This window comes from Rhodococcus sp. NPDC019647 (assembly GCF_044389235.1).
GTDB lineage: Bacteria > Actinomycetota > Actinomycetes > Mycobacteriales > Mycobacteriaceae > Rhodococcus_F > Rhodococcus_F oxybenzonivorans.
Genome location: NZ_JBIRXS010000040.1, coordinates 1 through 12,918 on the forward strand (window position 1 = coordinate 1; position 12,918 = coordinate 12,918).

The following is a 12,918-nucleotide window of genomic DNA, read 5'->3' on the forward strand; positions in this document are numbered from 1 at the left end:
AAGGTCTCCCCGCACAAGAAGGTCCGCAAGGTCGAGTTCATCGACCTGGTGCCGAAATCGGCCGCCGGCAAGATCCTCCGCAAGGACCTACGCGCTGCCGAGGCCGCAAAGTAGGCACTGCGACATGACTCACACCGAACCGACCGCGGTGTGGTCTACCGAATCAGAGCGGGATGTTCTTGTGATCGCCGCGATGCGCGGGGGCGGCCGCGAGGGCTGCGGTGATGACGCTGCGAGTCTTGGCCGGGTCGATCTCCTCGTCCACCACACCGATCGCGACGGCGCGATCGACACCACCGGCGATGCTCTCGTGCTCGATGGCCAGACGCTCGTGCAGGGCCTCACGCTCTTCTTCGGGCGCGGCGGCGAGCGCACGCTTGTGCAGGATGCCGACCGCAGCCTTGGCGCCCATCACGGCGACCTCGGCGTCGGGCCAGGCGTAGACGGCGGTGGCCCCGAGCGCGCGAGAGTTCATAGCGATGTATGCGCCGCCGTAGATCTTGCGCGTGACCACCGTGACCCGGGGAACCTTGGCCTCGGCGAACGCGTGGAGCAGCTTGGCGCCCCGGCGAACCACGCCTTCCCATTCCATGCTGACGCCGGGGAGGTAGCCGGGGACGTCGACGATGACGACGAGGGGGATCCCGAACGCGTTGCACAGGCGCACGAAACGCGCCGACTTCTCCGCACTTTCGGAGTTGAGGCAACCGCCGAGGCGAAGCGGGTTGTTGGCGATGACGCCGACCGTGCGGCCGCCGAGGCGGCCCAGCCCGGTGACGATGCTGCGCGCGTAATTGCCCTGCAGCTCTTCGAAGCTCGACTCGCCCTCGACGTTGTCGAGTAGTTCGTGCACGATCGGGCGAACGTCGTAGGCGCGCTTGGCCGACTCCGGCATGAGGGCGCGGAGATCGGTGTCACCGTGTTCGGCAGCGGCCTGGTCGAATTCGCCTTGCTCGCAGAACATCGACACGAGGCGCCGCGCCCGATGCAGGGCATCGGCCTCGTCGTGGGCGGCGATGTGCGCCACACCCGACTTCTTGGTGTGGGTGTCGGGGCCGCCGAGGGACACCATGTCGACCTGTTCGCCGGTGACACTGCGCACCACGTCGGGGCCGGTCACGAAAACGCGGGCCTCGGGCGCCATAATGACGATGTCGGTGAGGGCGGGGCCGTATGCCGCTCCGCCGGCGGCGAAGCCGAGTACTACGGAAATCTGGGGGATGCGACCGGAGGCACGCACCATGGCCTCGAAGACGAGTCCGACGGCGTGCAGCGCCTCGACGCCTTCGGCGAGGCGCGCACCACCCGAATGCCAGAGCCCGACGATGGGGGCATCTTCCTCGAGGGCGGTGTCGATCGCCGTGACGATGTGCTTACAACCTTCGACTCCCATGGCACCGCCCATGACGGTGGCATCGGAGCAGTAGGCGATGGTGCGGACACCGTCGATGTTGCCGACCGCAGCCAGCACACCGGACTTGTCACGCGGGTGCAAGGGGACGACGGTCCCGGCATCGAACAGCTTCTCCAGACGCGCAAGGGGGTCGCGTGGATCGACTGACGCATCGGACTTCGTTGCGGGTGCCAAGATTGTCATCGCGTCCTCCTTGTAGCGGCCCTGAGGGGCTGTCGATGGGTGGAGACCCCCTGAAGAAGGAGGTCTCCACCCGCGATCTAGCTGGACCGGCTTGTCAGACCCGGCCGAAGGCGAGCGCGACGTTGTGCCCACCGAAACCAAACGAGTTGTTGATCGCGAACTCGATCTCGCCGTAACGGGCTTCGCCCTTGACGACATCCAGATCGATTTCTGGATCCTGATTCTCGAGATTCAGCGTGGGCGGAATGACTCCCTCACGCAGACTCAGGACCGTGAGCACCGCCTCGAGCGCACCGACGGCGCCGATCGAGTGCCCCAACGCGGACTTCGGTGCGTACACCGCAGCATGGTTGCCGACAGCAGCCTTGATGGCGTTCGCCTCTGCTGTGTCACCGATCGGCGTAGCCGTGGCGTGCGCGTTGATGTGCTGGATGTCCTTCTTCGTCAACCCAGCAGTCTCGATTGCCCTCGTCATGGCCCGCGCAGCGCCCGAACCCGAAGGATCGGGAGCGACGATGTGGAACCCGTCGGAGGTGATTCCCGCGCCCAGCAGACGGGCGTGGATGGTGGCACCGCGAGCCTTGGCGTGCTCCTCGGTCTCGAGAACCATCATTGCGCCGGCTTCACCGAAGACGAAGCCGTCGCGATCCTTGTCGAACGGCCGCGAAGCCGCCTTCGGATCGTCGTTCCGGGTGCTCAGCGCACGCATCATCGCGAAGCTCGCGATCGGCACGGCGTCGAGGTAACCCTCCACACCACCGGCGACGATGATGTCGGCGTCACCCATCACCAGCATGCGGTACGCATGGGCGATGGCTTCGGAACCCGAAGAGCAGGCCGAGACGGGTGTGATGACCCCGGCGCGGGCGCCGAGTTCGAGTCCGACGGTGGCCGACGGACCGTTGGGCATCACCATCTGCACCGCGAACGGCGACACCTTGCGGTAGCCGCCGGCCTTCATCTTCTCGACTGCGTCGATGAGAGCCTCGCCGCCGCCCAATCCGGTGCCGATGACGACACCGAGTCGGTCCTTGTCGACCTCCGGGCTGCCGGCGTTCTCCCAGACCTGACGGCCCAGGACGAGCGCCAACCGCTCGACGAAACTCATCCGGCGAATCTCGACCCGGGACAGTGACTCGTCGGGCGACACCTTGAGCTTGCCACCGATCGTCACCGGAAGGTCGTTCTCGGCGACGAAGGGCTCCTGGATGGTGTCGATGCCGCTCTCGCCGGCCAGCAGGCCCTTCCACGTGGCATCCACATCACCAGCGATCGACGTCGTGGCCGCGAGGCTCGTGACGACGATGTTGGGGAACTGTTTCCCGTTGGTCGAGGCGGAAGTCACGGTTGAGCTCACTCCTCGTCGTTCTTGGCTGCTTCGAGCTTGGCCTTCACGGCGTCAGCCTCGGCGCCGCCTTCGGCTTCGAGCTTCTGGATGTAGGACACGGCGTCACCGACGGTGCGCAGCCCTGCGAGATCCTCGTCGGGGATCTTCACGCCGTACTTGTCTTCGGTCTGAACGGCGATCTCAACCATGGAGAGGGAGTCGATGTCGAGGTCGTCGACGAAGGACTTTTCGATGGTCACCTCGGAGGGTTCAATGCCGGTGACCTCCTCGATGATCTCCGCGAGTCCGGCGATGATGTCTTCCTGGGTGGCGGCCACTGAGTGGCTCCCTTCTGATTCGGTGTAGATGTATCTGGAGTTGTGCGGACGCGTCCCCATCGGCCGCGCCCGCGGGCCCTGCACGCACCCTGAGGTGCGCGCAGCAAACTAGCCGACTTGTGTGAGTTCGGCCAGCGCGGAGATATCCCCCGGGGTCTTGAGTGCCAGAGTCGGCGTACCGCGCATTTCACGCTTGGCGATGCCGACCAGGGTTCCAGCTGGTGGAAGTTCCGCGATCGCGGAGACCTGAGCGGTCCGCAGACTCGCGGTGCACAGGTCCCAACGCACAGGTCGGGTCACCTGTGCAGCCAGCTTAGTCAGTGCGTCGGCTCCGGATGCGACCGGTGCGCCGTCGGCGTTGGAGAGCAGTGTGCGAGTGGGTTCGTCGGGCTTGATCTTGGACGCCGCTTCGGTGACGGCTTCCTGGGCGGGGGCCATGAACCGGGTGTGGAAGGCGCCGGCGACGGGGAGTGCGCGCACCCGTGCCTTCTCCGGTGGGTTGGCGGCGAGCTCTTCGAGCGCGGAGAGCAGACCCGCTGCCACGATCTGGCCGGCAGCGTTTCGGTTGGCCGGCTCGAGGCCCAGCTCTTCCAGGCGGGCGAGGACCACGGCTTCGTCGCCGCCGAGGACGGCGGACATTCCGGTCGGTTCGAGGGCGCAGGCCTTGGCCATCTCCGCGCCGCGGATCGCAGCGAGGGCGACAGCATCGTCTGTGGAGAGCACACCGGCGATAGCCGCCGCGGCAAGTTCCCCGACCGAATGCCCGGCCGCGATGGCGTCGGCGGGGATCACACCGCGGGTGTCGAGCTCCTCGAAAGCGAGCAAGGCGGCGGCCACGACGAGAGGCTGGGTCACCGACGTGTCGGTGATCTCCTCTGCCGTCGCTGTGGTGCCGAGCCGGACCAGATCGAGGCCGGAAGCCTTCGACCACAGTGCGACACGGTCATGAGAACCCGGCAGCTCCAACCAAGGAATGAGCATGCCGGGTGTCTGAGAGCCCTGACCCGGGGCGAGCAACGAAATCACTCTTCAAGAGAACACCGTCAGGTACGTACTGCGAGATGTCGTTGCGGATGAACCTTTGTCAGCGGATTTGTTGGGTTCCCACAAAATTGCACGTGGGACCCTCGCATCGAAATTGGACAACCGTTCGTTACAGCGCTGGTTCTCCGAATGGGAAGCCTGTGACTGGTGTTAAACGTGTGATGGGTTCGTTATGGGAACGTGTCAAACGACCGACCGTGGCGGCCACCCGAAGCACGTACGCATCCCTCGGATTCGTCGGATCACGGCCCGTGACTTCAGCGATTCGCTTGAGTCGATACCGCACAGTATTTGGATGAACAAACAGCTGCCGTGCACAAGTCTCAACCGCACCTCCACAGTCGAGATAGGCGTCCAACGTGTCCGTCAGGACCCCGCCCGCGGCCGCCAGCGGAGCTACGAGATGTTCGTTGAGGGCAGTGACCGCCGCGTTGTCGCCGAGGAGCGCGCGTTCGGGGAGGAGCTCGGCGGCGTGGACCGGCCGGGGGGCGCCCCGCCAGCCCGCTACCGCCTGCATCGCGGCCAGCGCCTCGACGGCACTGAAGTGGGCTGCGCCCAGCGTCGGGGTGGTCGGACCGATGATCACCGGCTCTTCCGAGAACTTGCCGAGCAGATCCGACATGAAACTCGAGTGCCCCGACCCCTCCTGTAGTTCACCGCTGACCACCATCACCAGGCGGGAGCCCTGCACCACGGCCAGCGCGGCACGGCCGTGTTTCTGCGCAATGGTGTGCACCGTCCCGACCACGGACACCCGCTCGTCCTCCGGCGGTGTGCCCACGATCACGGTGGCGGGCGCGGTGGCGTCCCAGTTGAGGGTGGCCGCCCGCGACAACATGTCGGATCCGGTGTCGCCCCGGACGACCGCATCGACGACGAGTGCTTCGAGCCGGGTGTCCCAGGCGCCGCGGGATTCGGCGGCGCTCGCGTAGACGGAGGCGGCCGCGAAGCCGAGCTCGCGGCCGTACCGGAGCACGGCCTCGGTCAGTGCGATCAACTGCTGGTCGTTGCGGGCGAGGGCGGGAAGCCACTGCTCGAAGAACTCCATGGCCACCCGCACCATGTCGACCGTTTGCCGGAGAGTGAGTCGGCGGGCCAGGTCCTGGGGGATCACCTGGAAAGCGTCGAGGCTGAAGCGGATGTCGCTGTCCGGGTCCTTGAGCCACTCCAGAAAGTTGACGACCGCCGTCTGCACGAGGAGCTGCACGTTGGAGCGTTGAGCGGCATCGAGGTCGTCGAAGAAGGGCAGTTGATCCTGCATGGTGGTGACGGCCTCGGTGGAGAGGCGGCCGGAGTACTGCTTGACGCGGCGCAGGAGAGCATCGGGCAACGGATCTCTGGGCTGTCGTCTGCGGGAGACCATCGGACTCTGCTCGACCATGGTCAAGAACCTACGCTCACTGCCGCCCGAGATGTCCGACGGACACCCGGGCGGCAGTGAGGCGAGGAACTATCTGTGGGTTACGCGCTTCCGGTGTCGGTGTAGGACACCTCCGCGGCGCCGACCTCGTCGATGCGGTACTTCGACGCAGCCTCGACGGCCTTCGACCGGTCGACCGCTCCTTCCCCGGCGAGCGCGCTGAGGACGGCGACGACGATCGATTCGGCGTCGACGTTGAAGAATCGACGCGCGGCCGGACGGGTGTCGGAGAAGCCGAACCCGTCGGTGCCCAGGGTGGTGTACGAGCCCGGGACCCATTGACGGATCTGGTCCGGGACGGCGCGCATCCAGTCCGAGGCGGCGACGAACGGGCCGGCCGCATCGGAGAGTGCCTGCGTGACGTAGGGCAGTGGTGCATCGTTGCCCGGGTCGCGCAGTGCCTGCTTCTCACACTCGACGCCGTCGCGGCGCAGCTCGCCCCACGACGTCACCGACCACACGTCGGCGGCCACACCCCAGTCGTCGGCGAGGAGGTTCTGCGCGCGCAGAGCCTCGGGCATCCCGACGCCGGAGACCAGGATCTGGGCCTTCGGGCCGGAGCCTTCCGACTTCTTGAACAGGTACATGCCCTTGAGCAGGCCCTCGACGTCCAGGTTCTCCGGCTCGGCCGGCTGCGAGTACGGCTCGTTGTACAGGGTGATGTAGTAGAAGATGTTCTCGCCACCGAAACCGTCGACACCCTCGGTGCCGCCGTACATGCGGCGCAGACCGTCCTTGATGATGTGCGCGATCTCATAGGAGAACGCCGGGTCGTAGGCGACGGCCGCCGGGTTGGTCGACGCCAGCAGCAGCGAGTGTCCGTCCGCGTGCTGTAGTCCCTCACCGGTCAGCGTGGTGCGGCCGGCGGTGGCGCCGAGGACGAATCCGCGCGCCATCTGATCCGCCGCTGCCCAGAGCCCGTCGCCGGTGCGCTGGAAACCGAACATCGAGTAGAAGATGTATAGCGGGATCATCGGCTCGCCGTGCGTGGCGTACGAGGTGCCGACTGCCGTGAACGACGCGGTCGACCCCGCCTCGTTGATGCCCTCGTGCAGGATCTGCCCGATCTCGCTCTCCTTGTAGGCAAGCATCAGTTCGGCGTCCACCGCCGTGTACAGCTGACCGTTGCGGTTGTAGATCTTCAGCGACGGGAACCACGAGTCCATACCGAACGTGCGCGCCTCGTCGGGGATGATCGGCACGATGCGCTTGCCGATCTCCTTGTCCCGCAACAGTTCCTTCATGATGCGGACCAGTGCCATCGTGGTCGCGACCTGCTGCTTGCCGGAACCCTTGCGCACCACGTCGTAGGTCTTGTCGGGCGGCATCGGCAACGGCGCGACGTTGGAGCGACGTTCGGGGAGGAACCCGCCCAGCGCGCGGCGACGGTCGAGCATGTACTGGATCTCGGGTGCGTCCTTGCCCGGGTGGTAGTACGGCGGCATCTTGGGATCTCGCTCGAGTTCCTCGTCCGAGATCGGGATGCGCTGCAAGTCGCGGAAGTTCTTCAGGTCGTCGAGCGTGAGCTTCTTCATCTGGTGCGTCGCGTTGCGGCCCTCGAAGTGCTTACCGAGGGTGTAACCCTTGATGGTGTGCGCGAGGATCACCGTCGGCTGACCCTTGTGTGCCATCGCGGCAGCGTAGGCGGCGTAGATCTTTCGGTAGTCGTGACCACCACGCTTGAGGTTCCAGATGTCCTGATCGGACAGGTTCGCGACGAGTTCCTTGGTCCGCGGATCGCGACCGAAGAAGTGCTCGCGCACGTAGCCGCCGTCGTTGGCCTTGTACGTCTGGTAGTCACCGTCCGGGGTGACGTTCATGAGATTGACCAGGGCGCCGTCGCGATCCGCGTGCAGGAGCGCATCCCACTCGCGTCCCCACACGACCTTGATGACATTCCAGCCGGCGCCGCGGAAGAAGGATTCGAGTTCCTGGATGATCTTGCCGTTACCGCGGACGGGGCCGTCGAGGCGCTGCAGGTTGCAGTTCACCACGAACGTCAGGTTGTCGAGACCTTCGGTGGCGGCCACGTGGGCGAGGCCACGCGATTCCGGCTCGTCCATCTCGCCGTCGCCGAGGAACGCCCACACGTGCTGATCGGAGGTGTCCTTGATGCCGCGGTCGTGCAGGTAGTGGTTGAACCGGGCCTGGTAGATGGCATTCATCGGGCCGAGACCCATGGACACGGTCGGGAATTCCCAGAAGTCGGGCAGCAGCCGCGGATGCGGATACGACGGCAGGCCGCCACCCTCGTCGGCGTGGGAGGCCTCCTGGCGGAATCCGTCCATCTGCTCGGCCGGAATACGGCCCTCGAGGAACGCGCGGGCATAGATGCCGGGGGAGGCGTGACCCTGGATGAAGATCTGGTCGCCACCACCCGGGTGGTCCTTGCCGCGGAAGAAGTGGTTGAAGCCCACCTCGTACAGGGCCGCCGAGGACGCGTACGTGGAGATGTGGCCGCCGACGCCGACGCCGGGACGCTGCGCACGCGTCACCATGATCGCCGCGTTCCAGCGGATGAAGGCGCGGTAACGCCGCTCGACTTCCTCGTCACCGGGGAACCAGGGCTCGTTCTCGGTGGGGATGGTGTTGACGTAGTCGGTGGATGTCAGCGCGGGAAGAGCGACGTGCTTCTCGCCGGCGCGTTCGAGCATGCGCAGCATCAGGTAACGCGCGCGGGTCGCACCGGACCGATCGAGCAGTCCGTCGAACGATTCCAGCCACTCAGTGGTTTCGTCCGGGTCGATGTCGGGCAGATACGACGCGACACCCTCACGGATGACGCGAACGCGGCCGTCGGAGCCCGGGGTCGCACTGGGGGAAGGTTGGGCCGCTCCGGCGCCGGGTGTGGCGGAATCCGGTTGAGACGCGGGTCCCTGGATCAGGTCTGACAACGTTGCTCCTCATTGTGGTGGGACGCGCGGTGTGGCGTCCTCTCCATGTGATCGGGACCTTGTTAGGTCCGACCCATCTCCTTTATGAAATATGGCGCAAGCCCCATCTTTCCCCATCGCGACGCAGTCGGCACACTCCGCTCGGGTTACTCTCCGGTAGCGTTTGCGCAGTTACGGGGCCTGGCGGTTCACTTGTCGGGGGTCGTCGTGGAACAGGGGAGACGAATGCGCGCCGGAACCGAAAGAGCAGCCCTGCTCGGCGCTGCCGCCGCGGTGATCGGACTCGCCCTGGTCGTGGGTTGCTCCGCTCCTGTGGAGGGCCACCCACAAGAGAACCGAGCGCAGGCGGCCGAGTACGCCGCGGAAGTCACGTCGTCGATGGCGGCAGCGTCGTCCTCCCAGAAGGTCGCGGACGAACTCGCCGCACTGGAAGCGGAATGCGCGCTGTTCCTCACCCGCGCCGGCGACACCATCGACTCGTACAACGCCTTCATCGACGCGGCCAACACCGACGCCGCGGACGCCGGCGCGAAAGCCGCTCAGGCCGTAGGGGCTCTGCGTTCCGCGGCGGACCGGGCCGAGGAGGCGGGCCCGGCGTTGCCCCCGGATCTGGCGGGTCTCTTCGTCGACTACGCGGCCACGTATCGCGACCTCGCCTCCGCGGTCGAGAGCGGCGAGCGAGGCGACTATCTGAACACGCTGGCGGGTCGTGGGGACGAACTCCGCGACTCGATTCGGGCAGCCTGCCCCACTTCCTGAGCTCCGCACCGTAGGCTCGGTCGATGACCACGCGGCACTTTCTCCACAATTTTCGCGTGGTCGGCTTGCGCGAAAGCGTCCGAGCATGTTCGCTTTCACCTAATTGATCTTCATTCGGCCGGTGTTCGGGTACCCGAGCACCGTCAACAAAAGGAGGACCCCACCGTGGTCGCCGCGGCGGACGCCCAGAACTACGCTCAGAAACTCGGGATCACTGCTGACATGGCAGTACAAGAACTGGGCTGGGACGAGGACACCGACGACGACCTGCGTGCCGCGGTCGAGGACACCATCGGTGGAGACATGCTCGACGAGGACTCGGACGAGGTGATCGACGTCGTGCTGCTGTGGTGGCGCGACGAAGACGGCGACCTCGTCGACGCCCTCATGGACGCGATCGGCCCGCTGGCCGACGACGGGTTCGTGTGGGTCCTCACCCCCAAGACCGGCCAGCCCGGTCATGTGGAACCCAGCGAGATCGCCGAATCAGCCCCCACGGCCGGGTTGACCCAGACATCCGCGGCCAACCTCGGAGACTGGACCGGAAGCCGCCTGGTGCAGCCGAAGTCACGCCCCGTGAGCAAACGCTGACACGCCGGAACGTTCAACACACATCGAAGGATCACCTCATGCCGCTCGAGGTGGGCACCACCGCCCCCGATTTCACCCTCAAGGACCAGAACAACCAGCAGGTGACGCTGTCCGACTACCGCGGGAAGAAGAACGTCCTGCTGGTGTTCTACCCCCTCGCCTTCACCGGCACCTGCCAGGGCGAGCTCTGCAAAGTGCGTGACGAGCTGCCGAAGTTCGAGAACGACGACACCGCCATTCTCGCGCTGTCGGTCGGTGCCTCGCCCACGCACAAGATCTGGTCCGCCGAACAGGGGTACACCTTCCCGCTGCTCGCCGACTTCTGGCCACACGGCGAGGTCGCACAGGCATACGGCGTCTTCAACGAGAAGCTGGGCTTCGCCAACCGCGGCACCTTCGTGATCGACAAGGAAGGCATCATCCGGTTCGCCGAAATGAACGGTCCCGGAGAAGCCCGTGACCAGGGAGCTTGGGAGAAAGCGCTCGCCACGCTAGAGTCCTGATGCACATCCGGCGAGCCTCTCGCCGGATGTTCGGGCGTGTAGCTCAGTGGTAGAGCTCTGGTTTTACACACCAGCGGTCGGGGGTTCGAAACCCTCCGCGCCCACCGTTTTCGTCTTGTCCGCATCCGCGCACCGATTCGCGCGACTCGCCGGCCAATTCCTCAGCATCTGACCAATGTGCACGCGTTTCGTCGCGGCCACCGCGCGCAGCGGCTACCGCGCGCGGGTGCCCGGGCCGACCGTCTCGTAGGCCTCGGTCAGAAGCGCGGCGAGGGTGTCGTCGAGCTGCCCGTCGGCGGTGATCGTGAGCCGATGCGTGATCACCGTTTTGGTGGTGGGGAAAGCGTCGCGCAGCCGCGGGTGGTGCACGCGTCGACGAAGGTCGAGGGCGATCTCGAGTCGGGACGAGTAGATGAACGCGGCGGCGAAGACGCGGGTGCGCGCCCAGGCGATCTCGGTCCTGTGCACTCGTTCGTCCACCTCACCGCAGGCCAGCACCAGGTCCCGGAACTGCAGAAGACGCTCCGTGGCGTCCGGATCTTTCCCGGCCAGATACTCGTCGATCACGGCACTCATGGACGCTCCTTCACTCCCCTGCAACGTTAGTTGATACAAATAGCGGCGTGTATCCAACCTCCCGCCCCGGCACCGCGCGTGCAGTAGGTCTGTTGCTCGGCTTCGGTGCCGACCGACTGCTGGCCGACCCGGCCCGGTGGCATCCGGTGTCCGGATTCGGCAGGGCGGCAGCAGCATGCGAGAAAGCCACCTACCGCGACTCGCGGCTGTCGGGCGCCCTGCATGCAGCGGTGCTCGTGGGCGTCGTCGGAGCATTGGGGGTGGTCACCGCGCGGGCTGCGGGGCAGGGAGGCTGGGCAGGCGAGGCAGGCGGGACCGCGATCGCGACGTGGGCCGTGCTCGGCGGAACGTCCCTCGGCCGCACCGGCGCGGCGATGGCCGAACACCTCGCGGGCGAGGACCTCACCGATGCCCGCGAACTGTTGCCGTCCCTGTGCGGCCGGGATCCCAGCGTGCTCGACGCCCGGGGGATCACGCGGGCGACGCTCGAGTCGGTGGCGGAGAACACATCCGACGCGGCAGTGGGACCACTTTTCTGGGGTGCGCTGGCAGGCATCCCAGGCCTGTTCGTCTACCGGGCGTTCAACACACTGGACGCGATGGTCGGGTATCGCTCGCCGAGATACCGCAATTTCGGGTGGGCCGCGGCGCGCGGCGACGACGTTCTGAACCTTCTGCCCGCCCGGCTGACGGGCGCTCTCACCGTGGCGCTGGCCCCGGCAGTGGATGGTTCGCCGAGGCAGGCGTGGACGGCATGGCGCCGGGATGCGGCGGGGCATCCCAGTCCCAACGCGGGCGTCGTGGAAGCCGCGACCGCGGGCGCTCTCGGGATTTCCCTCGGTGGCCGGACCCAGTATGCGCACGGAATCGAGATGCGCCCGCAGCTGGGGAGTGGCCGTATGCCCACGCCTACCGACCTGCGCCGTGCGGTGCGGCTGTCGATCGCGGTCCAGTGCGGTGCGGCGTGTGTCTCAGCGGCTCTTGCCGTAGCGGTCGGCCATCTTCGCTTCCGCCGCCGTCCGCGGGGCTGAGTCGGCCGGCTTGGCCCGCGTGAACGGCGTCTTCTTCGGGGCGGGAACGGGGGCGGACGCCGGGGACGTGCCGCCTGCGGCAACCTTCTCCTTGCGACGTTCCCGCAATTCCGCGCGGACGAAGTACGCCAATCCCAGGGGAGCCATGATCCCGAACGCCAGCCACTGCAGTCCGTAGGACAGGTAGGGGCCGGCGTCGAGCTGGGGGAGCGGAATGGTGCCCAGTCCGCCGGGCTGATCAGGTTCCAACTGCACGTAGGCGTCGAGAAGATCGATGCCGATGAAGTCGCCGATCTGACCGGCGTCGATGAAGTAGACCTGCCGCAGCCCGTTCTCCGTGATCGGGTCCTTCCCCGCGACGGTGCCCTCCGACTTGCGGATGCGCCCGTCGAGCGTGACCTGTCCTGCGGGGGGCGGTCCGACGGGGGGCGCTTCGGTTCCCTGGACCGGTCGCACGTATCCGCGATTGACGAGAATGGCGCGGCCGTCCGTGAGCTGCAGGGGTGTCAGTACCTCATACGCGGGCTCCGAACCGATGGACCGCAACCGGACGAGGATGTCGCTGTTCTGCACGTACGAGCCGGTGGCGGTGACGCGGCGCCACTCGTCGTCCGGATTCGGCGCCGACCCCGGGATCAGGCTCTCCAGCGACACCGGCTCGGCCTCCACCGATTCGGCGATCAGCTGGTTGCGGTGTTCCGTCGAGGTGTTCTTGCCGAGCTGCCATGGCGCCAGTACGTAGAAGCACATGAATGCGAATCCGGCGACCACCACGGCCAACACCAACCAGCCGGGTCGCAACAGAAATCTCAGCCTTCGCACCCTTCCACGGTAGCCG

12 protein-coding genes, 1 tRNA gene and 1 pseudogene are annotated in these 12,918 nt (G+C 66.5%); 6 read left to right on the forward strand and 8 right to left on the reverse strand.

Features of this window, described 5'->3' with window-relative positions:
- A pseudogene (locus ACH49N_RS35675) lies at positions 1 to 114 on the forward strand (4-coumarate--CoA ligase); the annotation flags it as partial.
- Positions 115 to 163: 49 nt separating this feature from the next.
- Here the strand turns inward: ACH49N_RS35675 and ACH49N_RS35680 are convergent.
- The 6 genes from ACH49N_RS35680 to aceE all read right to left on the reverse strand — a co-directional run bounded on the left by ACH49N_RS35680 (position 164) and on the right by aceE (position 8,620).
- Positions 164 to 1,597 (reverse strand): carboxyl transferase domain-containing protein, encoded by a 1,434-nt coding sequence (locus tag ACH49N_RS35680; RefSeq protein ID WP_358277617.1) that lies wholly within the window; start codon positions 1,595 to 1,597, stop codon positions 164 to 166.
- 94 nt (positions 1,598 to 1,691) lie between these two features.
- The gene (locus ACH49N_RS35685) at positions 1,692 to 2,942 is read right to left on the reverse strand and encodes a KasA/KasB family beta-ketoacyl-ACP synthase (protein WP_109335018.1); all 1,251 of its coding nucleotides are present in this window, start codon (positions 2,940 to 2,942) and stop codon (positions 1,692 to 1,694) included.
- Between the two features lie 8 nt (positions 2,943 to 2,950).
- Positions 2,951 to 3,262 carry a meromycolate extension acyl carrier protein AcpM gene (gene acpM / locus ACH49N_RS35690; RefSeq protein ID WP_109329100.1) on the reverse strand — a complete coding sequence of 104 codons (312 nt, stop codon included), beginning with the start codon at positions 3,260 to 3,262 and terminating at the stop codon, positions 2,951 to 2,953.
- Between the two features lie 108 nt (positions 3,263 to 3,370).
- Positions 3,371 to 4,288: an ACP S-malonyltransferase gene (locus tag ACH49N_RS35695; RefSeq protein ID WP_250777139.1), complete on the reverse strand. Its 918-nt coding sequence runs from the start codon at positions 4,286 to 4,288 to the stop codon at positions 3,371 to 3,373.
- Positions 4,289 to 4,415: 127 nt separating this feature from the next.
- Complete coding sequence (locus ACH49N_RS35700; protein ID WP_109329104.1) at positions 4,416 to 5,687, reverse strand: CdaR family transcriptional regulator; 1,272 nt, start codon at positions 5,685 to 5,687, stop codon at positions 4,416 to 4,418.
- Between the two features lie 80 nt (positions 5,688 to 5,767).
- Positions 5,768 to 8,620: a pyruvate dehydrogenase (acetyl-transferring), homodimeric type gene (gene aceE / locus ACH49N_RS35705; protein ID WP_358277614.1), complete on the reverse strand. Its 2,853-nt coding sequence runs from the start codon at positions 8,618 to 8,620 to the stop codon at positions 5,768 to 5,770.
- A 225-nt stretch (positions 8,621 to 8,845) separates the two neighbouring features.
- Here aceE and ACH49N_RS35710 point away from each other — a divergent pair, with 225 nt between their 5' ends.
- The 4 genes from ACH49N_RS35710 (at position 8,846) to ACH49N_RS35725 (ending at position 10,577) form a co-directional block, all read left to right on the forward strand.
- Positions 8,846 to 9,379, forward strand: coding sequence for a hypothetical protein (locus tag ACH49N_RS35710; protein WP_250777137.1), 534 nt, complete (start codon positions 8,846 to 8,848; stop codon positions 9,377 to 9,379).
- A gap of 165 nt (positions 9,380 to 9,544) precedes the next feature.
- The gene (locus ACH49N_RS35715) at positions 9,545 to 9,970 is read left to right on the forward strand and encodes a DUF3052 domain-containing protein (protein ID WP_109329110.1); all 426 of its coding nucleotides are present in this window, start codon (positions 9,545 to 9,547) and stop codon (positions 9,968 to 9,970) included.
- 38 nt (positions 9,971 to 10,008) lie between these two features.
- Positions 10,009 to 10,473, forward strand: coding sequence for a peroxiredoxin (locus tag ACH49N_RS35720; RefSeq protein WP_109329112.1), 465 nt, complete (start codon positions 10,009 to 10,011; stop codon positions 10,471 to 10,473).
- Positions 10,474 to 10,505: 32 nt separating this feature from the next.
- Positions 10,506 to 10,577: transfer RNA gene (locus ACH49N_RS35725), tRNA-Val, on the forward strand.
- 109 nt (positions 10,578 to 10,686) lie between these two features.
- Here ACH49N_RS35725 and ACH49N_RS35730 read toward each other — a convergent pair.
- Positions 10,687 to 11,049, reverse strand: coding sequence for a DUF5655 domain-containing protein (locus tag ACH49N_RS35730; protein WP_358277612.1), 363 nt, complete (start codon positions 11,047 to 11,049; stop codon positions 10,687 to 10,689).
- Positions 11,050 to 11,096: 47 nt separating this feature from the next.
- Here ACH49N_RS35730 and ACH49N_RS35735 point away from each other — a divergent pair, with 47 nt between their 5' ends.
- Positions 11,097 to 12,080: a cobalamin biosynthesis protein gene (locus ACH49N_RS35735; protein ID WP_358277610.1), complete on the forward strand. Its 984-nt coding sequence runs from the start codon at positions 11,097 to 11,099 to the stop codon at positions 12,078 to 12,080.
- Here the strand turns inward: ACH49N_RS35735 and ACH49N_RS35740 are convergent.
- On the reverse strand, positions 12,021 to 12,902 hold the full coding sequence (locus ACH49N_RS35740; protein ID WP_358277608.1) for an SURF1 family protein: 882 nt from the start codon (positions 12,900 to 12,902) through the stop codon (positions 12,021 to 12,023). The two genes, ACH49N_RS35735 and ACH49N_RS35740, sit on opposite strands and share 60 nt — an antisense overlap.
- Positions 12,903 to 12,918 lie beyond the last annotated feature (16 nt).